We start from the raw sequence: 21,311 nt of genomic DNA on the forward strand, positions 1-21,311 counted from the left end.
AATCAGCCGGGGGGTTCCGCCGTTGATGGGGGGCGGCCCCCCCCCCCCCGCCCCGCGGCCCTACCAAACCACCCCCCCCACGCGGGGAGAGGTCTGGCCTGGCGCCTGCGACAGCAGGCGCAGCCACAGATACTGCGCGACGTTGGTGTCCTGGTACTCGTCGACCAGGATGAACTTGAAGCGGTTCTGATACTGCCGCAGCACGTCGGGGTGCTCGCGGAACAGCCGGATGCCTTCCAGCAGCAGATCGCCGAAATCGGCGGCGTTGAGGGTTTTCAGCCGCTCCTGATATTGCGCGTAGAGCTTGCCGCCGCGGCCGTTGCCGAAGCTGGCGGCTTCGCCGGGCGGGACTTGCGACGGCGTCAGGCCGCGGTTTTTCCAGCCGTCGATCAGCCCGGCCAGCATCCGCGCCGGCCAGCGCTTGTCGTCGATATTGTCGGCGGCGAGCAGTTGCTTCAGCAGCCGGATCTGATCGTCGGTGTCGAGCACCGTGAAGTTCGAGGTCAGCTGCACCAGCTCGGCGTGATAGCGCAGGATGCGGCCGCCGATGGAGTGGAAGGTGCCGAGCCACGGCATGCCTTCGACCGCCTGGCCGAGCATCTGGCCGAGCCGCAGCTTCATCTCGCGCGCGGCCTTGTTGGTGAAGGTCACCGACAGGATCTCGGCGGGGCGGGCGCGGCCGGTGGAGAGGATGTGGGCGATGCGCGTGGTCAGCACGCGCGTCTTGCCGGTGCCGGCACCGGCCAGCACCAGAACGGGTCCATCGAGCGTCTCGACGGCGTCGCGCTGCTCCGGATTGAGGCCCGACAGATAGGCCGGTGCCGCAGCGGCGCGCGCGCGCGCGGCGATGCCGCCGGCGGCGGGCTGATAGCCGGAGAGGTCGAGGTTGGCGCGCTTGTTCGGTTCAGTCATGCGACTCGTCTTTGCCCCACGATGGCACCGCGGGTGCGGAAAGGGGAGCCTTCATAGCAGGATTGTCCAGCCATATAGGCGCTGGCGGCTACCGGCGACAGGCATGCGGCTGCATGGCCGCGCCGCGACCCCGCTTTCGTTCCGGCTGCGGCAACAAATGAAGCTGCAGGGCAACACCGACCGCGTCGGAACTTTCGTTCCCGCCCCGGATTGTTGGTTCAGTCGGTGCGGCTGCACGTAGCCAAGCCAAATGTCAAGGGATATCGCCGCTGGGCCGTCCCGAAGCGAACGGAGAGCATGTCATGCTGGGTTGGGTCGTCACTTTCCTCGTCGTCGCGCTGATCGCCGGTCTGCTCGGCTTTGGCGGTATCGCCGGTGCTTCGATCGAAATCGCCAAGATCATCTTCTTCATCGCGATCGCGCTGTTCCTGATCTCGGCGGTGGTTCACCTGGTGCGCGGCCGCTCCCGCGTCTAGCAGGCAGCACTAACTTCGCTTCGAGGGCATCGCGACGCTGCGTCCGATGCCCTCGGGCTTTTCAAGCGTGCGATGCGCGGCCGCCACCTGATCCACGCGCGCCTTGATATCGGGCGGAAACGGCGCCACCTTGCGAACGGCCATGTCGACATGCATCGTCATGTTCTCCGAGGTGGCCGACAGCCAGCCCTCGTCGGCGTGACGCAGTTCTTCAAACGTGTGGATGCGTTTTTCGTCCGCTGCGATCAAGTACACGTGCACCCGCACCGGATCGCCGAGATGCACCTCCCGCAGGTAGCGGACATGGCATTCGGCCGTGAAGGTCGAGCCGCCGCGAGTTTTCAGATAGTCCGGGCCAATGCCGAGCTCGAGCCACATCTGATCGATCGCACGATCGAACAGCACGTTGTAATAGGCCATGTTGAGATGGCCGTTGTAGTCGATCCAGCCCGGCTCGATCTGCATCACCGTGGTGACGAACGGAGCCGCGATGCTGCCTGCTTCGGCGTTGCGATCTACTTCCAAAGTCAATCCTGCCTCCCTTGACCCCTCCGGTAACCTTTGCCACGGTCGCCCGCGAGCCGGAGGATTTTTATCGTGGGTCTGACCATCACCAACATTCCGCAGCGCGCAGAACCGAAGGCGGTCGCCAGCGCCATTGAAGCGCTCGCAGCCCGGTTCGGCAACCGCCTCGTCACCTCGCTGGCGGTGCGCGAACAGCATGGTCACACCACGACCTGGCTGCCGAACCAACCGCCGGACGCAGTGGTGATGGCGCAGGAGACCGCGGACATTCAGGACGTGGTGCGGATCTGTGCGCAGCACCGCGTGCCCGTGATCGCGTTCGGCACCGGGACCTCGCTGGAAGGCCACGTCAACGCCCCGGCCGGTGGCATCTGCATCGACCTGCGGGACATGAACAAGATTCTCGCCGTGCATGCCGAGGATCTCGACTGCGTGATCCAGCCCGGCGTCACCCGCAAGGCGCTGAATGAGAACCTGCGCGACCAGGGTCTGTTCTTTCCGATCGATCCCGGTGCCGACGCCTCGATCGGCGGCATGGCGGCGACCCGCGCCTCCGGCACCAACGCGGTCCGCTACGGCACCATGCGCGACAATGTTTTGGCGCTGAAGGTGGTGCGCGGCGACGGCGAGATCATCACCACCGGCACCCGGGCCAAGAAGTCGTCGGCCGGCTACGACCTGACGCATCTGTTTGTCGGCAGTGAAGGCACGCTCGGCATCATCTCGGAACTGACCATCAAGCTGCGCGGCATCCCGGAGACCATCGCGGCTGCGGCTTGCTCGTTTCCGTCGGTGAGCGACGCCTGCCAGGCGGTGATCCTGGCGATTCAGACCGGCATTCCGCTGGCCCGGATCGAGCTGATGAGCGAAGCCCAGGTCAAGGCGGTCAATGCTTATTCCAAGCTGACGCTGCCGGAGACCCCGCTGCTGCTGCTCGAATTTCACGGCAGCGAGGTCGAGGTCGGCGAGCAGTCGAAGAACTTCGGCGCGATCGCCAAGGATTGCGGCGGCGGCGACTTCACCTGGACGACGCGGCCCGAGGACCGCAACAAGCTTTGGCAGGCCCGGCACGACGCCTATTGGTCGGTGCGGGCGCTGCGTCAGGGTGATGGCGTCGGCGTCGTCGCGACAGACGTGTGCGTGCCGATCTCGCGACTGGCGGATTGCGTTGGCGAGACGGAGCAGGACATGCAGCGGCTCGGTCTGCTGGCGCCGATCGTCGGCCATGTCGGCGACGGCAACTTCCATTGCTCGTTGCTGTGCGACGTCAACGACACCGACGAGATGGCGCGGGCCGACGAGTTCATGCACCGGCTGGTCGAGCGGGCGCAGGCGATGGACGGCACCTGCACCGGCGAGCACGGCGTCGGCCAGGGCAAGCAGAAGTATCTGCGAGGCGAACTCGGGCTCGAGGCGCTGCAGGCGATGCGGGCGATCAAACAGGCGCTTGACCCGCAGAACATCTTCAATCCCGGCAAGATCCTGCCGCAAGGGGTTTGAAGTCCTGTCGTTTTGGGCTCACGGCAAGTCGCACAGAATTTGCTGTGAGTTCGCCATAGTTAGTCGTTACGCGTTGAAACAACGGAGTTATTGATCGTTGGCGTGATGCTGGCCGGGGCATCCGCTCGCCCGAGGGGACACCGCGTTGCAAACCACCTTGCTCGGTCTGGCCCTTGCGCTGATCCTGGCGCTGCTTGCCGCCCTGGTGGGGCCGTTCGTGATCGACTGGAATCAGTTCCGGGATCAGTTCGAGGCCGAGGCGACCCGGCTTGCCGGCGCGCCGGTGCGGGTGGCGGGCCCACTCGACGCCCGGTTGTTACCGACCCCGACGCTGCGGCTGCGCGATGTGACTGTCGGGGGCGCCAATGATCCCGGCCGCATCCGCGCCGCCAAGCTCGATGTCGAGTTCAGCCTCGGATCGCTGATGCGCGGCGAGTGGCGGGCGGACGAGCTGTCGGTCAACGGCGTCTCGCTCGATCTCGGCCTCGACGCCAACGGGCGGTTCGACTGGCCGGCCGCCGGGCTCTCCAATCTGGCGGCGCTGACGATCGACCGGCTCAATGTCACCGGCCGGATCGCATTGCACGATGCCGCCAGCCGCTCGACGATTGAACTCAGCGATATCGCTTTCGCCGGCGACCTGCGCGCACAGGCCAGCGCGCTGCGCGGCGACGGCAATTTTACCTACAACGGCAACCGCTATCCATTCCGTCTGTCGGCTGGTCGCTCGACCGACGGGACCGGCACGCGGCTGCGGATCGGCGTCGAACAGGCAGGTGCCGGGCTGTCGACCGATCTCGACGGCGTGTTGACCTTCGAGGAGCGCTCGCCGCGGTTCGACGGCAGCGCAGTGCTGACGGCGACGGCTGCGGTCGATCCGCCGCGGACGCCGTGGCGGATCTCGGCCAAGCTGAAGGCCGATCCGGCGCTACTGGTGCTGGATCAGCTCGAAACCTCATGGGGGCCCGAGGAGCGCGCCGTGAAGCTCGCCGGCTCCGGCAATGTCCGGCTCGGCGCGGCGCCGCTACTGACCGCGAAGCTGACCGGCCGCCAGCTCGACGGTGACCGGCTGCTGGGAGCGGAGGGCGATGCTTGGCTGCCGCGGCTGCGCGCGCTGGCCGGCGATCTGCCAGCTCCGCCACTGCCGATGAAGATCGCCTTCGACGCCGAGCAGATCATGCTCGGCGCCCGCCCTCTGACCGACATCACCGCCGAGCTGCGCGCTGACGGCGACGCCTGGCGGGTGGAGCGGCTCGATCTGCGCGCCCCCGGCGGATCGCGCTTGGCTGTGAGCGGCGGGGCAGCTGCCACAGCGGCCGACCAGTTCCAAGGCACGGTCACGCTCGACTCCGCCGATCCGGATCTGCTCAGTGCATGGCTGCAAGGGCGGGCGCCGACCCCCGGCAGCACGCCGAGGCCGCTGCGCATACAGGGCAACGTTGCCGCGGCGCCCGGCAGTCTGGCGATCGATCCGCTGAAGATCGAAGCCGACGGCGGCACGCTGCAAGGACGCATCGCCTATCGGTCGAGCGCCGCGGAGCCGGGCGGCCGGTTCGACGCGACGCTGGCCGGCGATCGGGTCGATCTCGACAGCGCGTCGGGACTGGTGAGTTCGCTCGCTGGACCGCGCGAAAGCTGGCCGGCGCAAGCCAAATTGGCCCTCGATGTCCGCGAGGCGCGGTCGCGGGCCAGCGGGCAGAGCTGGCGTCCTCTGGTTGTGAAGGTCGGCTATGGGCCGGGGACGCTGACGCTGGATCAGCTCCGCGCCGGGAGTGCCAGTGGCGTTGCGCTGGAAGGTGACGGGACGCTCGATCGCCCCAGTGCCACCGGGCGGCTCAATCTGAAGGCGAGCGCGCCGGCGCTGGGGCCGATCGTCCAGGCGCTGGAGCCGATCGCGCCGGCGGTGGCGACGCGGCTGAAGGCGATCGGCGATACGCCGGGCGCCAGCCAAGTGTCGCTTCAGCTCTCGCTGGATCACGACAGGGCCAAGGCCGGGCAGGTCAAGGCTGCGGGCGTCGTGCAGATCGACTCGCCGCAGCTCCGTGGCCGCGCCTTGCTGACCGCCACTCCCAAGATTGCCGATGTCGGCGAGCTCGACGCCGCCGCGCTCGGCCAGATCGATTTTGGCGCCGAAAGCAAACTGACTGCGGCGCGCGGCGGCGCGTTGCTGGCTCTGCTCGGCCTCGATCGCAGCTTCGCGGCCGGCGAGGGCGCAGCGACGCTCGACGCGACCGCGACCGGCACCTGGCAAGGCGCGCTCAAGATGAAGGCACGGCTGGCCGGCGGCGCGTTCGACGTCGAGGCCGATGGGACCGCCGAGCCGTGGGCGGCGGAGCCGAAGGCCGTCCTATCACTGAACGCCCGGCGGCTCGATCTGACGCCGCTGCTCGAGCTGAAGGGAGCGGACGCCGGCGCGACGCGGATCAGCGCGACGTCGCGGCTCGCGGTTGCCGGTCGGCAGTTGACGTTCAACGAGATCGACGCCGGCCTTGGCGGGGCACGCCTCCGCGGACGGCTGGCGCTGACGCTTGGTGAGCAGGCCGAGGTCGATGGCGAAGCCGGGCTCGATACGCTCGCGCTCGGCCCGGCGCTGCAGCTGGCGCTCGGCGTCGCCGGCCGCGATCCGGCCGAGCCGCTCGGGCCTGGACTGCTGCGCGGCTGGCGCGGCAAGATCAGCTTCCAGAGCTTGCGCGCCATCCTGCCGGGCGGCTCCGAACTGCAGCCGTTCGGCGGCACGCTGCGCCACGATGGCCGGATGCTGACACTCGACGCCAACGGCAAGCTCGGGGGCGGCGACGCCAAAGTGCTGATGCACGCTCGGCCAGGCGATGCCGGCGTGTCGCTCGACGCCAATATCGGGGTGACCGGCGCCACAGCATCGGCGCTGCGCTTCGGCAATCAGGTGATGCCGGCGGCGAAAGCGTCGCTGCAGATGACGCTGGACAGCATCGGCCGCAGCCCGTCGGCGCTCAGCGGGGCGCTCGCCGGCGGCGGCACGCTCAAGCTGGAGCGGGCGCAGATTCCGGCGCTCGACCCCAAGGCGTTCGACGTGGCAATGCGCGCCGGCGAGTCGGCGCAGCCGGTGGACGATACCAGTCTGGCCAAGATGATCGAGCCCGCGCTCGCCGCCGGACCGTTCATGGCGGACGCCGTCGAGATGCCGATCAGTCTCGCCGATGGCCGGCTTCGGGTCGCGCCGACCAGTCTTCAGACCAAGGGGGCTCGCGCGGTGATCTCCGGAGGCTACGACATTCCGGCCGGGCAGGCGGACATCCGCGCGACGCTGACGATGACCGGCACCGGTCCGGGGCTGCCGCCCGAGATCCGGATTTTCGCAGCCGGGCCGCCGGAGCGGCTGACGCGCAATGTCGATCTGTCGGCACTGTCGTCCTGGCTGACGGTCAAGCGGATCGAGCGTGAAACCAGGAAGCTGCAGACGCTGGAGCAGCAGGCGCGCCCGCCGGTATTACCGGCAGCGCGACCGGGCCCGCAGGCGCCTGCGCCGCCGCCGCCAGGTCCAGCCCCGGCGAACGACGCCCGAGACGACGCTGTGCAGGGTGGCGCTCAAGACAAAGCTGGACAAGACAAGGCGGGGCCGAATGGCACGGCCCAGGACCGCCGCAAACCCGACGGCACCACGCCGACGGGTGCGCCTGCCGCTGCGTCGGAAGGCGGCGGACAGGCAGCGCCCCCGGCGGAAGCAGCGGCGCCACCACTTGTGCCGCTGCCCGATATCGATCCGCGACGCGCACCACCGCCGAAGCCGCGTACAGCCTCACCGCCGCCCCGGCCGGCGCCGGCAGCTGTTCCGAACGAGCCTGCACCGCATCCCCGCGATCTGCCAGGGTCGCACGACAGGGTGCAGCCGCTGCCGCCGCCCCTGGAAATCAAGCCGGCTCCAGGCGACGCGCGCGCGTCGTCGCGGCCGCGCCCGCCATTGGTGCTGACGCCTCCAAACGATTCGCGGACGGCGTATTAGGGCGGTTCAGTTCTAGAGAAAAACAGAGTTGGCGAATCGGGACGGCCCCCCAACTACACCCTCATAGTGAGCAGGCGCGGAGTGCGTCTCGAACCATAGGCCGTCTGGAATGACACGCGTCGCTTCCGGCGTTGTGCCGGGCATCCACGCCTTGCTGCGGGAAATGCAGCAAAGGCGTGGATGCCGAGGCAAGCCCGGCCATGACGGAGATCGTGAGCAAACTAACCGACTGCAAAAAAAAGTGGCCGAGGATTCGTCGTCAGTCTGAATCAGAGTCTGAGCACGCGGCGAAGCTGGGCGTCTCGAAGGATGTGGCCACGCGGCGCGGGTGGCCGATGGTTCGAGACGGCGCTCCGCGCCTCCTCACCATGAGGTTGTACTTGTGGCGACCACCTTGCGGGCTCAGTTCAAAGCGAACTAATTAGACTGAAGCTGCACCCGCAAAGCCGGGCGGCACGCGAGATAGGGCGACTCAGTGCCCGTGGCACCTAGCCTCGTAGTTCGACACACGCTACGCACCTCGTCGCCGTGAGATCGTGCCTGTGGCGAGCATCCAGTTCAGCGAACTCTGCTTCCAAGAGAAGCAGAGCCGCTTTCGTTAGCGCACCGATCGCCGGAGCGGATCAGTGCGCGACCAGACTGCTATCGGCCTTCGCTTCCGCCGCTGCTGGCTGCTGAGGCTGCTGCGGCTGCTGCGGCTGCTGCAGCGCGCGGCTGCGGAAGTAATCCAGCACGAACAGGCGAATCGCCGAGGACAGATTGCCCTGCTGACGGTTGCTGTCGATCTCTCCGACGAGCTCGGACAAAGTCATGTCCCGCACGCTGGAGATTTCCTTCATGCCGTTCCAAAAAGCCTCTTCGAGGCTGACACTGGTCTTGTGGCCCGCGACCACGATCGACCGTTTGACCACCGGCGATTTCATGACGCGTCCTCGCCCCCGATTTTGTGTTGATCGAGCAGTTCATTGGCGCGGCTGACCCGATGATCGTCGAGAGCGCGCTGCGATTTGGTCCGCCCAAACCGCGCACGATTGACGTCGGCGAGCTGAGCGGCTGCTTCCCGCTCGGCTCGTTTCTTGAAACGTTTAAAATTGACCAAGTCCGCCATAACGGGCACCCATTATCGACTAAATCGGCAACGGGCGGCGCTTACGGGCCGGGCACGAATGCACGAAGCCATAGGCGGCTCGATCACCATCAAGAACACAGTCCTTACCGCTGCAGGTGCTGCCAAATCTGCTTCGCCAAAACGGCTCACACGACCAACCGCAACACTGCGGGAACAAGTTGATCAATCTGCGCACGCGAGGGATATGATTTACATCAATTTCCGTGATGGCGTATTCGAGTTTGCGCTTATTGCTAACTCGGCTTAGCCCGGATGTGTCATTTTGTCCGGGCGGACGAGGCGATCGAATTCGGCTTCGGTCACCAACCCGAGCCGGAGCGCTTCTTCTTTCAACGTCGTGCCACGCTGATGCGCGGCTTTCGCAATCTTCGCGGCGTTATCATAGCCGATTTTCGGCGCCAGTGCAGTCACCAGCATCAACGAACGCTGCATCAATTCGCCGATTCGCGTCTCGTCGGCGCGTATACCGTCGACGCAATGGGTGGTGAACGACCGTGCTGCATCTGCGAGTAGTCCGATCGATTGCAGCATCGCCTGCGCCATCACCGGCTTGTACACGTTGAGCTCGAAGTGGCCCTGGCTACCGGCAACTGTCAGCGTGGTATGATTGCCGAAGACCTGGCAGCAAACCATGGTCATCGCTTCGCACTGGGTCGGGTTGACCTTGCCGGGCATGATCGACGAGCCGGGCTCGTTCTCCGGCAGGATCAGCTCGCCAAGTCCGGAGCGCGGCCCGGAGCCGAGCAGGCGGATGTCGTTGGCGATCTTGAACAGCGCGGTGGCGGCGGCGTTGATTGCGCCGTGAACCGAGACATAAGCGTCATTGCCGGCCAGCGCCTCGAATTTGTTCGGCGCGGTCACGAACGGCAGCTTGGTCAGGGCTGCGGCGCGCTGGGCGAACGCCCTGGCGAATTTCGGGTGGGCGTTGAGGCCGGTGCCGACGGCGGTGCCGCCCTGCGCCAGCGGGTAGAGCTCCTTCACCGCGATCTTGAGCCGCGCCAGACTGCTCGCCACCTGCGCGGCGTAACCGGAGAATTCCTGGCCAAGCGTCAGCGGCGTGGCGTCCTGGGTGTGCGTGCGGCCGATCTTGACGATTTTGGCGAACGCCTTCTCCTTGCGGCGCAGCGCCTCGTGCAGCGCGGTCAGGCCGGGGATCAGATCCGACGTGATCGCCTGCGCAGCCGCAATGTGCATCGCGGTCGGGAACGAGTCGTTCGACGACTGGCTCATGTTGACGTGGTCATTCGGATGCACGGGCTGCTTGGCGCCGCGCTCGCCGCCGAGCAGTTCGTTGGCGCGATTGGCGATCACTTCGTTGAGGTTCATGTTGCTCTGGGTGCCGGAGCCGGTCTGCCAGACCACCAGCGGGAAGTGATCGTCGAGCTCGCCGCTGATCACTTCACGGGCGGCACGGACGATCGCGCCGGCGCGGCGCTGATCGAGCAGGCCGAGCTCGCGGTTGGTCTCGGCGGCTGCCAGCTTGACGATGCCGAGCGCGTGCACGAGGCCGATCGGCATCCGGTCGCGGCCGATCTTGAAATTCTGCCGCGATCGCTCGGTCTGCGCACCCCAGTAACGATCGGCCGCCACCTCGATCGGACCGAAGCTGTCGGTCTCGGTGCGGGTTGCAGCCGCCGTTTTGTCGTCGGGGGTGCGGACCGTTGATTTGCGCGCCATTTCGTCCTCTCGGTGACGTTTGAAACCATGCAAAGGTGCCGCGGACGTTGTAGTCCACGGTGCGATTGCGCAATTCACGCGGCGGTTATTTCTTCCGGAAACGGTCCAGCCGAACCACTTCGGCGCCTTCCGACTTCACCGGCTCCTCAGCTGGCGCGTCGGCCGCAGGCTCGGCCGCCACAGGCAGAGCAGCGGGCGGCGGCGGCGCATCCTCAGGGGCGTCAGCCGTCACCTCGGCGCTGCCGTCGTCGGCCTCGAATTGCAGGCCGAACTGCACCGACGGATCGAAGAAGCTCTTGATCGCCGAGAACGGCACCACCAGCCGCTCGGGAATGCCGCCGAACGACAGCCCCACCTCGAAGCGATCCTCCGTGACCACCAGATCCCAGAACTGGTGCTGCAGGATCACAGTCATCTCTTCCGGATACTGCGCGAGCAGCCGCGGCGACAGCTTCACGCCGTCCGCCCTGGACAGGAAGGTGATGAAGAAATGATGCTCGCCGGGCAGACCATGCTGGGCGACGTCGGTCAAGACCGTCCGCAGCACGCTGCGCAAAGCATCCCGCGCCAGCACGTCGTATCGGATGTGATCGGTCGCCATTGAGTTGTCCTGTGCCTTGTCGTCTAGGTTCGCCTGACGCCTTCAACGCAAATCGATGCGTGCAGGTCCGACTCGCAGCCTGCCGCAGCGTATCCCGGTCCAAGCCTCGGGTCAGCAGGCATCGCGGCTGAATATTGGGCGGGCCGCGGCTTCCAGGAAGGGCAGGCAGAGCGAAGATTGAGTGGAGGCTTCTGTTGCCAGGTGCCTCCGAACCCCGCCTAACGGAGCTTAACCCGTTAGGACTTTAGACTTGGTTTTTCAAACTGCGTTACGCAGCCTGAGCAACCGGAGCATAGTTGTCGTTGGCAACTATTGCAGTAGCCCGATAACGGCGGAACAATACCGGGAAAAAGCGAGTCCTTTACGCCCTCGTCGATCCTGTTTCGCCCCCGCCAAAGCCCGCGCCGGTCGGGAGCGGCGGGCTTTGGTGGAGGCGCCGGGTACTGCCCCCGGGTCCGAATGGTTTATTGCGACGGCCATTTATTTCCATAGTCGGGTTGCCCCGACGTTCCCAATATAGGCGGCGAAGGCCGGTGGCGGAAGGGCGTTGGCGAGGAATCTCGTCCGTGTGCAGAACTGTAGCGGGGCGCGCAAAAGCGGTGGCCGGTCGAAGGCCTGCGTTCTACAGCTGGGCGATGGTCGCCGATCCTTCCGCAGGTCCAAACGCCGCTCCGGTTCCAAAACCCGAGCTCGGCGAATTATTCGTCGCTTTTGCGCTGATGTCGCTCGCCGGCTTCGGCGGCGTGCTGGTCTGGGCCCGGCGCGGTATCGTCGAGAAGCACCGTTGGATGACCGCGGACGAGTTCAACGAGACGTTCGCGCTGTGTCATTTCCTGCCGGGGCCGAACATCGTCAATCTCTCTGTGGTGTTCGGCTCGCGGATTCGCGGCATTCCCGGCGCGCTCGCCGCCTTCACCGGTCTGCTCGCTCCACCAGTGCTGATCGTCACCGCGCTCGCGGCGCTGTATGCGCAATATGGTGAGATCGACGCGCTGCGCCGCGCACTCGCCGGCGTCGCCTGCGTGGCCATCGGGCTGCTGTTCGCGGTCACCTTCAAGATGCTGATGCCGCTCCTGCGCAAGCGCGATCCGTTGGCTCTGGCGCTGCTGGCGGCCGTGTTCGTGGCGATCGGCGTGCTCCGGCTGCCGCTGCCGGTCGTGCTCGGCGTCATGGTTCCGCTCAGCATCGGCGCCAACTACGTCCTGGCGAGGCGGGCGCGATGAGCGGTGGCGATGCCTCGCTCGGTTCGCTTGCTGCGACGTTCGGGGTGATGTCGCTGTTCGCGATCGGCGGTGCCAATGCGGCGGTCCCGGAGATCCACCGTATCGTCGTCGACGTCCACCATTGGCTCACCGATCAGCAATTCGCCGATGCCTACGCGATCGCGCAGCTGTCGCCCGGCCCCAACGTGCTGATCGTGACGTTGATCGGCTATCAGGTCGCCGGCGTGCTTGGTGCAATGGTGGCGACGTTGTCGATGTGCGGCCCGACCGCGGCAGCCGCGTACGTCGTGAGCCGCGTGCTCGGCCGCTCCAGCCATTCGCCCTGGCCAAGGATCATTCAGGCGGCGCTGGTGCCGCTGTCGATCGGGCTGATGGGGGCGAGCGGCCTCGTGCTCGCGGTCACTTCCAATCGCTCGATCGGCGCGGCGCTGGTCACCATCGCCGTGGCGGTCGTGGCCGGAGCCACACGGGTCAATCCGCTGTGGCTGTTGATCGGCGGCGGCGTCTTGGGTTTCACTGGCGTTATCGGCTGAAAATAGGTAGGCAGGTTAGCAAGGCCGCTCACAACAAACGGGCGCGAAGACGACAACGGGGAGGGTGTGATGAGCGAAGCGCCGAGCGGGCTCTCGGAGAAATCCGTATTCCCGAAATGGATCCGGGGGCCGCAAGACTTCGTCGGCGGACTCGCGCTGGTCGCGGTGGCAGCCTTTGCGTTGTTCGCTTCCAGCGATCTTCAAGGCATGCAGGGGTTCTCGTTCGGTGCGGGCACTGCGCCGCGCATCTTCGCCATCCTGCTACTCGTGCTCGGCGCATTGCTCACGATCAGCGCGGTACTGGTCGACGGCGAGCCGATGGCCAAGTTCCATTGGCGCGGCCCGTTGTTCGTCGTCCTCGCCATCCTGTCTTTCGCTGCGACAATCCGTCCGCTCGGTCTGATCGTCTCTGCTTTCGCGAGCTTCATGATCTCCGCGCTCGGAACGCCGGAGACACGCTGGAAGCAAACGATCATCGTCGGCGCCGTGCTGACGGCCGGTTGCAGCCTGCTGTTTCCATACGCGCTCGGCCTGCCGATGCCGCTGTATCCCAGCTTCCTGATCCGGTGAATGCGCGATGCTTGATCTGTTCTCGAACCTCGCGCTCGGCTTTCAGGTCGCAGCTTCGCCGACCAATCTCGGACTCTGCCTGGTCGGCGCGCTGGTCGGCACGCTGGTGGGCGTGCTGCCCGGCATCGGCACCATCGCCACCGTGGCGATGTTGTTGCCGATCACCTTCGGCTTGCCGCCGGTCGGCGCGCTGATCATGCTCGCCGGCATCTATTACGGCGCGCAGTACGGCGGTTCCACCACCTCGATCCTGGTCAACATTCCCGGCGAAGCCGGGTCCGTGGTCACGGCGCTGGACGGCTTCCAGATGGCGAAGCAGGGGCGAGCCGGCCCGGCGCTGGCGATCGCTGCAATCGGTTCGTTCTTCGCCGGTTGCGCCGCCACCGTTCTGATCGCCGTGCTCGGCGCGCCGCTGACCAAGCTGGCGCTGGCGTTTGGTCCGGCCGAGTACTTCTCGCTGATGGTGCTCGGCCTGATCTTCGCGGTGGTGCTGGCCAAAGGCTCGGTGCTGAAGGCGATCGCCATGATCGTGTTCGGTCTGCTGCTGTCGATGGTCGGCTCCGACATCGAGACCGGCGCGTCGCGGATGACCTTCGGCATTCCCGAACTGGCCGACGGCCTCGGCTTCGCCACGGTGGCGATGGGCGTGTTCGGCTTCGCCGAGATCATCCGGAATCTCGATACCGGCGCGGAGTCGGACCGGCAGCTAGTGCAGAACAAGATCACCGGCCTGATGCCGACCAGGAAGGATCTGATCGCTTCCGCGCCAGCGATCGCGCGGGGCACCGTTCTCGGCTCGATCCTCGGCATTCTGCCCGGCGGCGGCGCCGTGATCGCATCGTTCGCCGCCTACACGCTGGAAAAGAAGATCTCGCGCGATCCGAAGCGGTTCGGCCGCGGCGCGATCGAAGGCGTGGCGGCGCCGGAAAGCGCCAACAATGCCGCGGCACAGACGTCTTTCATCCCGCTGCTGACGCTCGGCATTCCGCCGAACGCCGTGATGGCGCTGATGGTCGGCGCCATGACCATCCACGGCATCGTGCCGGGACCGCAGGTGATGCAGAAGCAGCCCGACCTGGTGTGGGGCATGATCGCCTCGATGTGGATCGGCAATCTGATGCTGCTGGTCATCAACCTGCCGATGGTCGGCATCTGGGTGCGATTGCTGCGCGTGCCTTACCGGCTGTTGTTTCCGGCGATCGTGGTGTTCTGCTCGATCGGCATCTACTCGGTGAACAATGCGCCGATGGACGTCGTGCTGGCCGGCGTGTTCGGCCTGATCGGCTATTGGCTGGTCAAACACGATTTCGAGCCGGCGCCGCTGCTGCTCGGCATGGTGCTGGGCCCGCTGATGGAGGAGAACCTCCGCCGCGCTCTGCTGATCTCGCGCGGCGATGCCACCGTGTTCGTGACCCGGCCGTTGTCCGCGACGCTGCTGGCGATCGCCGCGGGGCTGCTGATTCTCGCGGTGCTGCCGTCGCTGCGGCGCAAGCGCGACGAGGTCTTCGTCGAGTCGGAGGGGTAGAAAGCAAGCTGCGGCGTTACGCCACTCTGGTCGAGTGTTAGCTGTTCGGATGTTGTGGCGCGCAAGTAAGAATCCTGCAGGGGCTAGGAGACGTTCCACCATGAAGTTGTTTGCTCGATTGCTGCGGCTCGGCCGCTTTACGCTGGCGGCCGGCGCCTTGCTGGCGACGCCGGCGCTGGCGGCCGACTACCCGACACGAACTATCACCATGATCGTGCCGTTCGCGGCCGGTGGCCCGACCGACGTGATCGCCCGTATCGTGGCGCAGCACATGTCGACGACGCTGGGCCAGGCGATCGTGATCGAGAACGTGGTCGGCGCCGGCGGTACCACCGCGACCACCCGCGCGGCCCGCGCCAATCCGGATGGCTACACCATCATCACCGGCCACATGGGCACCCATGCGGCCGCCGTGCCGCTGTATCCGAAGCTCGCTTATGATCCGCGCAAGGACTTTGCGCCGGTGTCGCTGCTCGCCGGCACGCCGATCCTGATCCTGGCGCGGACCGATTTCCCGCCGAAGGATCTGGCCGAGTTCATCACCTACACCAAGGCCAATGGCGACAAGCTGAACCAGGCCCACGCCGGCGTCGGTTCGGTCTCTCACGTATCGTGCCAGCTGCTCGACTCCGTGCTGGGCATTAAGCCGACCGGCGTACCGTTCAACGGCACCGGCCCGGCGATGAACGCGCTGGTCGGCAAGCAGGTCGATTTCATGTGCGACCAGATCGTCAACGCGGTGCCGCAGATCAAGGGCGGTACCATCAAGGCCTATGCGATCGCCACACCGACGCGAAATCCGTCGCTACCGGACGTCCCGACGACGACCGAGGCCGGTCTGCCGAATTTCCAGGCTCAGGCCTGGAACGCGATCTTCGCCCCGAAGGGGACGCCGGAGCCGATCGTGGCGGCGCTGAACGCCGCGGCCGTAAAGGCACTCGACGACGACAACGTCCGCAAGCGGCTGCTCGATCTCGGCAGCGTGATTCCCGAGAAGGCGGACCGCTCGCCCGAGGCGCTTGGCAAGCTGGTCGAGTCCGAGATTGCCAAATGGACCCCGGTGCTGACGGAGTCGGCAGCGAAATAGCGCCAGGTCCGCCGATCGCGCCGAAAGGAGGCTGTCGGCGGGCAGGCCAAACATGTTACTCGTTGTTCGGCGTGTTCCGGCTGACGGCCACGCCTCCGTGGAAGCGTGGTGGTCGGCCGGCCTCGGACGGGTGTCACCCGTCCGGCGAATTTTCAATCAATCATTTCGAGATCACGAGCTCATTCTGGCGGAGACAGAAGATGCTTTGGTTCGCGCAGGCGACAGCGCTGAGGCGTATGGCGACTGTGATGGCCGCCATCATGGCGTTTCCCTTGCTGCTGGCCGAGCCCGCCGCCGCTGAGCGAGCTTCGAGCTACCCGTCGCGTCCCCTCAGATTGATCGTGCCGTTCGCCAAGGGCGGACCGACCGACGTCGTCGCACGGCTGATTTCACCCGAGATGGCGAAGTCGCTCGGCCAGCCGGTCGTGGTCGAGAACATCGTCGGCGCTGGCGGCACCATCGGCACGCTGCGGGCCGCGCAGGCGGCGCCGGATGGCTACACCCTGATCCTGGGGCACATGGGCACTCACGCGGCGGCGGTGGCGCTGTATCCAGGTCTCGGCTATCGGCCGGATGTCGATTTCGTCCCGGTCGCGCTGGTGGCCCGGATGCCGGTGCTGCTGCTGGCCCGGCGTCAATTCCCCGCCGCGAACCTTGCCGAATTCGTCGCCTATGTCCGCAGCCATCAGGATCGCATCAACGTCGCGCATGCCGGCGTCGGCTCGGTCTCTTATGCGTCCTGCATGCTGCTCAATCATCTGCTCGACATTAACCCCACAGGCGTGCCGTTCAGCGGCACCGGCCCGGCCATGGATGCGCTGGTCGCCGGGCAGGTCGATTACATGTGCGACCAGATCGTCAATGCGGTGCTGCCGCTGCGCACCGAAGTGATCAAGGCTTACGCGGTCGCCGGCGCGGATCGCGATCCGTCGGTGCCGTCGGTGCCGACCGCCGCCGAGGCCGGTCTGCCGCAGTTCCAGGTCGAGGCCTGGAACGCGGTCTTCGCGCCGAAGGACACGCCGCCGGAAGTCATCGCCATTCTGAACGCCGCGGTGGTCCAGGCGCTGGACCGCCCGGAGGTCCGCGAGCCGATGGTGGGGCTCGGCGGCGTGGTTCCGCCGCGCGACCAGCGCACGCCGGCGGTGCTGGCGGCGCTGGTGAGTTCCGAATTGCCGAAATGGCGTCAGGCATTGAAGCGGCCGGCGCCCTGACAAACCGGTTGGCAAAACGCAGGTGCCGCGGATATGGTCGGTCGGCTGCTTGGGGCTGGTTTCGACCGCGAGTCCATGATCCGCAGCCCGTCCGCAAGCCGTAGCCGAAGGCCGCGCGGGCGGAGCATCCGTGAGCACCCAGCGCCGATGATCCAGTACCACGACCTGCTCGAACGCATCCTCGCCGACGGCGCGGAGAAGACCGACCGTACCGGCACCGGGACGCTATCGGTATTCGGCCATCAGATGCGCTTCAATCTGGCGGCCGGCTTTCCGATGCTGACCACCAAGCGCTTGCCGCTGAAGGCGATCGTGCACGAGCTGCTGTGGTTTCTGCAGGGCGATACCAACATCAAATATCTGCACGACCACGGCGTGACGATCTGGGACGAGTGGGCGGACGCCAACGGCGATCTCGGCCCGGTCTACGGCGCACAATGGCGCTCCTGGCCGACCGCCGACGGCGGCTCGATCGACCAGATTGCAAATGTGATCGAGATGATCAAACGCACGCCGGACTCGCGCCGGCTGATCGTGACGGCGTGGAATCCGGCCGACGTCGAGAAGATGGCGCTGCCGCCGTGCCACTGCCTTTTCCAGTTCTACGTCGCCAACGGCAGGCTGTCGTGCCAGCTGTATCAGCGCTCGGCGGACGTGTTTCTCGGCGTGCCGTTCAACATCGCGTCCTATGCGCTGCTGACCATGATGGTGGCGCAGGTGACGGGGCTGAAGCCGGGCGAGTTCATCCACACGCTCGGCGACGCGCATCTGTATTCCAACCACCTGGAGCAGGCGCGGCTGCAACTGACCCGCTCGCCGCGCCCGTTGCCGGTGATGTCGATCAACCCCGACGTCAAGGACATCTTCGGCTTCCGTTTCGAGGACTTCACGCTCCACGGTTACGATCCGCATCCGCACATCAAGGCCGAGGTGGCGGTGTGAGTAGTTCGGCAACGGTGCGTTTGCCGATTGTGCTGGTCGTCGCCGTCGCTGAAAACAATATCATCGGGCAGGGCAACGCCATCCCGTGGCGGCTGAAATCCGATCTGCAGCGGTTCAAGGCGATCACGCTGAACAAGCCGGTGATCATGGGCCGCAAGACCTATCAGTCGATCGGCCGGCCGTTGCCGGGGCGTACTAACATCGTGGTGACGCGCGACGCGGCGTTTCAAGCGCGCGGTGTGGTGGTGGCGCCGTCGGTTGAAGCCGCCGAGCAGGTCGCGACCGGCGATGCGCTGCGGCGTTTTGCCTCCGAAATCGTGGTGATCGGCGGCGCCGAGATCTACGCCCACTGGCTGCCGACGGCCTCGCGTATCGAATTGACCGAGGTGCACGCCAGCCCCGAGGGCGATACCATTTTCCCGGCGATCGACCCGGCGCAGTGGGAAGAAATCGCGCGCGAGCGGCACGCTGCCGGCCCGCAGGACACGGCCGATTTCTCGTATGTGACCTATCGACGCTGCGCTGCACGTTAACCTTGGCGGCGGCTGTCTTCGCGTTGACAAAGCTGTGTCAAGACATAGTTCGTGACGGGAAACGACGCGCGTTGTGCCTGCCCGGGCCGTCCCCTATAAAGCCGTGACAGATAGTGGTCCGCATGATCGCCGGGCCGCCGAGGAGATTGTTGATGCCGTGGAAGAATCAAGGTGGAGGCCCGTGGGGTTCTGGTCCGAAGGGGCCGTGGGGCTCGGGGCCACAATCATCGGGTCCGCGGCCGCCTGATCTGGAAGACCTGCTGCGCCGCGGCCAGGACCGGCTGCAGCAGATGCTGCCCGGCGGCTATTTCAGCGGGCTCGGCATCGCCATCGCGGTGCTCGGCGCGCTGACGATCTGGGGCCTGTCCGGCTTCTTCCGGGTGCAGTCCGAAGAACTCGGCGTGGTACTGCGCTTCGGCAAACACGTCCGCACCGTGCAGCCGGGCTTGAACTATCACCTGCCGTATCCGATCGAGACCGTGCTGCTGCCGAAGGCGCTGCGCGTGTCGACGATCAGCATCGGCATGACGCTGCTCAGCGATCCGGCGCGGCGCGGCACGACCGTGCGCGACGTGCCCGAGGAAAGCCTGATGCTGACCGGCGACGAAAACATCGTCGACGTCGACTTCACCGTGCTGTGGCGCATCAAGCCCGACGGCGTCGGCGACTTCCTGTTCAACATCCAGAATCCGGAAGGCACCGTGAAGGCGGTGGCCGAGAGCGCGATGCGCGAAGTGATCGGCCGCTCCAACATCCAGCCGATCCTGACCGGCGCCCGGACCACGATCGAGACCGGCGTGCAGGAGCTGATGCAGAAGACGCTCGACAGCTACGGCGCCGGCGTGCTGGTGCAGCAGGTGCAGATGCAGAAGGTCGACCCGCCGCAGCAGGTGATCGACGCCTTCCGCGACGTTCAGGCGGCGCGTGCCGACCTCGAGCGCCTGCAGAATGAAGCGCAGACCTACGCCAACCGCGTCATCCCCGACGCGCGCGGACGCGCCGCACAGATCATCCAGAACGCCGAAGGCTACAAGGGCCAGGCGGTCGCCGAGGCCAAGGGCCAGAGCGCACGCTTCCTCGACGTCTACGAAGAATACAGGAAGGCTCCCGACGTGACGCGCGAGCGGATCTATCTCGAAACCATGGAGCGCGTGCTCGGCCCGGCCGAGAAGCTGGTCTACGACCCAGGGTCAGGGCCGGGTGGAGGTCAAGGCGTGGTGCCGTATCTGCCGCTGAGCGAACTCAGCCCGCGCCGGCAGCCGCAGGCCCCCGCCGCGCCGCAGAACCAGCAGACTCAGGGAGGCACCCGATGAGAGCGGGTATCGCGGGCATCGTCGGCCTGATCGTCCTCCTGGTCGTCGTCATCGTCGGCTGGTCGTCGCTGTTCACCGTGCGCCAGACCGAGCAGGTGCTGCTGGTTCGCCTCGGCGAGCCGGTGCGCGTGGTCACCGAACCGGGCCTGCACTTCAAGGCGCCGTTCATCGACTCGGTGATCAGCATCGACAAGCGCATTCTCGACCTCGAGAACCCGTCGCAAGAAGTCATCGCGTCGGACCAGAAGCGGCTGGTGGTGGACGCCTTCGCGCGCTACCGGATCAAGAACGCGCTGCGCTTCTATCAGAGCGTCGGCTCGATCCCGGCCGCCAATATCCAGCTCACCACGCTGCTCAACGCCGCGCTGCGCCGCGTGCTCGGCGAGGTCACCTTCATTCAGGTGGTGCGTGACGAGCGTGAAGGCCTGATGCAGCGCATTCGCGCGCAACTCGACCGCGAGGCCGAGAACTACGGCATCTCGGTGGTCGACGTCCGTATCCGCCGCGCCGATCTGCCCGACCAGAACAGCCAGGCCGTGTATCAGCGGATGCAGACCGAGCGTCAGCGCGAAGCCGCCGAGTTCCGCGCCCAGGGCGGCCAGAAGGCGCAGGAGATCCGCTCCAAGGCGGACCGCGAGGCGACGGTCATCGTTGCCGAAGCCAACTCTCAGGCTGAAGAGATCCGGGGTTCCGGCGACGCCGAGCGCAACCGGCTGTTCGCCTCGGCCTATTCCAGGGATCCGGAGTTCTTCGCGTTCTATCGCTCGATGACGGCCTACGACAACGCGCTGAAGAGCTCGGACACCCGCTATCTGCTGCGGCCGGACTCCGACTTCTTCCGGTTCTTCGGCACCCCGGGCGGTCGCAACGGCACCGCGTCGGCGGCAGCTGCGCCGACGCGGCCAGCAGCGGCTCCGGGCGCGGCTCCCACGGCAGCTCCGGCTCAGCCGCCTGCGGCGAACGAGCCGGCGGCTCCGGCTCCGGCGCGGTAGCGCACCGTCGAATAGCTGGCGGGCGGGATTGCGTTTTGCGTTCCCTCCGGCAGTCGATTAGAACAGCCGCAAGACAGGGGCGCGGGCCGCAGGGTCCGCGCTTCTTCAATTGCAGCGCAGGCGGGCCCGGCCCGCCGGCCGGGAGGAGCCAGTCGTATGAGGTCTTTCGCGTTCGCCGACCTCCTGATCGGGGTGGGTGTACTGTTCGTGCTGGAAGGCCTGATCTTCGCGGCGAGCCCGAGCTGGATGCGCCGCGCCATGAAGAGCGCGCTGGCGACCCCCGACAATGTGCTGCGTATCGTCGGCCTGGTGTCCGCCGTGCTGGGGCTGGTGCTGATCTGGGTGGTGCGGCACTGACGCAGTTCGACCGCGATCGGGGCCTCGAGGGTTCGGGTTCGCTTTCGGGTTCGCCTGGACGGAGGTCCACGGCATCGTGAGCCGAGCCGTCCGCTTTTCGCCTTAATCTCTCCGGCGGATGGGGTAGCCTCGACCGATTTCGACGCTTGCGCCGGCCCCTGGGCTGGGCGCAGTGTTTTCAGCCAGCCGCGCCGACAGGCGCCGCGCCTCGTTCAGGAGACGTCTC

The 21,311-nt window shown here is 66.5% G+C and carries 19 protein-coding genes, 1 other RNA gene and 1 pseudogene; 14 read left to right on the forward strand and 7 right to left on the reverse strand.

The genetic code is table 11. The features are described from left to right. Positions 1–87 precede the first annotated feature (87 nt). Positions 88–912: pseudogene (locus D4Q52_RS20845) on the reverse strand (ATP-dependent helicase); the annotation flags it as partial. 302 nt (positions 913–1,214) lie between these two features. Here D4Q52_RS20845 and D4Q52_RS20850 point away from each other — a divergent pair. After that, complete coding sequence (locus D4Q52_RS20850) at positions 1,215–1,388, forward strand: DUF1328 domain-containing protein (RefSeq protein WP_119858499.1); 174 nt, start codon at positions 1,215–1,217, stop codon at positions 1,386–1,388. Between the two features lie 9 nt (positions 1,389–1,397). On the opposite strand, the gene D4Q52_RS20855 is transcribed toward D4Q52_RS20850, so the two are convergent. Next, on the reverse strand, positions 1,398–1,919 hold the full coding sequence (locus tag D4Q52_RS20855; protein WP_119858500.1) for a thioesterase family protein: 522 nt from the start codon (positions 1,917–1,919) through the stop codon (positions 1,398–1,400). A 66-nt stretch (positions 1,920–1,985) separates the two neighbouring features. On the opposite strand from D4Q52_RS20855, the gene D4Q52_RS20860 reads away from it, so the two are divergent. Together D4Q52_RS20860 and D4Q52_RS20865 are read left to right on the forward strand one after the other, a co-directional pair. After that, positions 1,986–3,413, forward strand: coding sequence for an FAD-binding oxidoreductase (locus tag D4Q52_RS20860; RefSeq protein WP_119858501.1), 1,428 nt, complete (start codon positions 1,986–1,988; stop codon positions 3,411–3,413). A gap of 145 nt (positions 3,414–3,558) precedes the next feature. Further along, a complete protein-coding gene (locus D4Q52_RS20865) occupies positions 3,559–7,392 on the forward strand; it encodes an AsmA family protein (RefSeq protein WP_119858502.1) in 3,834 nt (1,277 codons plus the stop codon). Positions 7,393–8,015: 623 nt separating this feature from the next. Here D4Q52_RS20865 and D4Q52_RS20870 read toward each other — a convergent pair. The 5 genes from D4Q52_RS20870 to ssrA all read right to left on the reverse strand — a co-directional run bounded on the left by D4Q52_RS20870 (position 8,016) and on the right by ssrA (position 11,345). After that, complete coding sequence (locus D4Q52_RS20870) at positions 8,016–8,315, reverse strand: ribbon-helix-helix domain-containing protein (protein WP_119858503.1); 300 nt, start codon at positions 8,313–8,315, stop codon at positions 8,016–8,018. After that, positions 8,312–8,500 (reverse strand): DUF4169 family protein, encoded by a 189-nt coding sequence (locus tag D4Q52_RS20875; protein WP_119858504.1) that lies wholly within the window; start codon positions 8,498–8,500, stop codon positions 8,312–8,314. Before D4Q52_RS20875 ends, D4Q52_RS20870 begins: the two co-directional genes overlap by 4 nt. A gap of 264 nt (positions 8,501–8,764) precedes the next feature. After that, positions 8,765–10,198, reverse strand: coding sequence for a class II fumarate hydratase (gene fumC, locus D4Q52_RS20880; RefSeq protein WP_119858505.1), 1,434 nt, complete (start codon positions 10,196–10,198; stop codon positions 8,765–8,767). An 85-nt stretch (positions 10,199–10,283) separates the two neighbouring features. After that, positions 10,284–10,799 (reverse strand): SspB family protein, encoded by a 516-nt coding sequence (locus D4Q52_RS20885; protein WP_119858506.1) that lies wholly within the window; start codon positions 10,797–10,799, stop codon positions 10,284–10,286. A gap of 180 nt (positions 10,800–10,979) precedes the next feature. Beyond that, positions 10,980–11,345, reverse strand: a transfer-messenger RNA (tmRNA) gene (gene ssrA, locus D4Q52_RS20890). A gap of 89 nt (positions 11,346–11,434) precedes the next feature. On the opposite strand from ssrA, the gene D4Q52_RS20895 reads away from it, so the two are divergent. The 11 genes from D4Q52_RS20895 (at position 11,435) to D4Q52_RS20945 (ending at position 21,085) form a co-directional block, all read left to right on the forward strand. Beyond that, the gene (locus tag D4Q52_RS20895) at positions 11,435–12,022 is read left to right on the forward strand and encodes a chromate transporter (protein ID WP_119858507.1); all 588 of its coding nucleotides are present in this window, start codon (positions 11,435–11,437) and stop codon (positions 12,020–12,022) included. Next, positions 12,019–12,555, forward strand: coding sequence for a chromate transporter (locus D4Q52_RS20900; RefSeq protein ID WP_119858508.1), 537 nt, complete (start codon positions 12,019–12,021; stop codon positions 12,553–12,555). The genes D4Q52_RS20895 and D4Q52_RS20900 overlap by 4 nt, the downstream gene beginning before the upstream one ends. Before the next feature lie 69 nt (positions 12,556–12,624). Next, positions 12,625–13,125, forward strand: coding sequence for a tripartite tricarboxylate transporter TctB family protein (locus D4Q52_RS20905; protein WP_119858509.1), 501 nt, complete (start codon positions 12,625–12,627; stop codon positions 13,123–13,125). Between the two features lie 7 nt (positions 13,126–13,132). Further along, entirely contained in the window at positions 13,133–14,650 is a 1,518-nt protein-coding gene (locus D4Q52_RS20910; RefSeq protein WP_119858510.1) for a tripartite tricarboxylate transporter permease, read from the forward strand. 100 nt (positions 14,651–14,750) lie between these two features. After that, positions 14,751–15,737: a tripartite tricarboxylate transporter substrate-binding protein gene (locus tag D4Q52_RS20915; RefSeq protein ID WP_119858511.1), complete on the forward strand. Its 987-nt coding sequence runs from the start codon at positions 14,751–14,753 to the stop codon at positions 15,735–15,737. Between the two features lie 200 nt (positions 15,738–15,937). After that, positions 15,938–16,948: a tripartite tricarboxylate transporter substrate-binding protein gene (locus D4Q52_RS20920; RefSeq protein WP_119858512.1), complete on the forward strand. Its 1,011-nt coding sequence runs from the start codon at positions 15,938–15,940 to the stop codon at positions 16,946–16,948. Positions 16,949–17,095: 147 nt separating this feature from the next. After that, positions 17,096–17,890, forward strand: coding sequence for a thymidylate synthase (locus D4Q52_RS20925; protein ID WP_119858513.1), 795 nt, complete (start codon positions 17,096–17,098; stop codon positions 17,888–17,890). Then, positions 17,887–18,423, forward strand: a complete 537-nt coding sequence (locus D4Q52_RS20930) for a dihydrofolate reductase (protein ID WP_119858514.1) — start codon at positions 17,887–17,889, stop codon at positions 18,421–18,423. The genes D4Q52_RS20925 and D4Q52_RS20930 overlap by 4 nt, the downstream gene beginning before the upstream one ends. Positions 18,424–18,575: 152 nt before the next feature. Beyond that, positions 18,576–19,736 (forward strand): FtsH protease activity modulator HflK, encoded by a 1,161-nt coding sequence (gene hflK, locus D4Q52_RS20935; RefSeq protein ID WP_119858515.1) that lies wholly within the window; start codon positions 18,576–18,578, stop codon positions 19,734–19,736. After that, a complete protein-coding gene (gene hflC, locus D4Q52_RS20940; protein ID WP_119858516.1) occupies positions 19,733–20,728 on the forward strand; it encodes a protease modulator HflC in 996 nt (331 codons plus the stop codon). Before hflK ends, hflC begins: the two co-directional genes overlap by 4 nt. Before the next feature lie 156 nt (positions 20,729–20,884). Beyond that, positions 20,885–21,085 carry a DUF2065 domain-containing protein gene (locus D4Q52_RS20945; RefSeq protein WP_119858517.1) on the forward strand — a complete coding sequence of 67 codons (201 nt, stop codon included), beginning with the start codon at positions 20,885–20,887 and terminating at the stop codon, positions 21,083–21,085. The last annotated feature ends 226 nt before the right edge of the window (positions 21,086–21,311 follow it).

Source organism: Rhodopseudomonas palustris, assembly GCF_003591005.1.
GTDB lineage: Bacteria > Pseudomonadota > Alphaproteobacteria > Rhizobiales > Xanthobacteraceae > Rhodopseudomonas > Rhodopseudomonas palustris_K.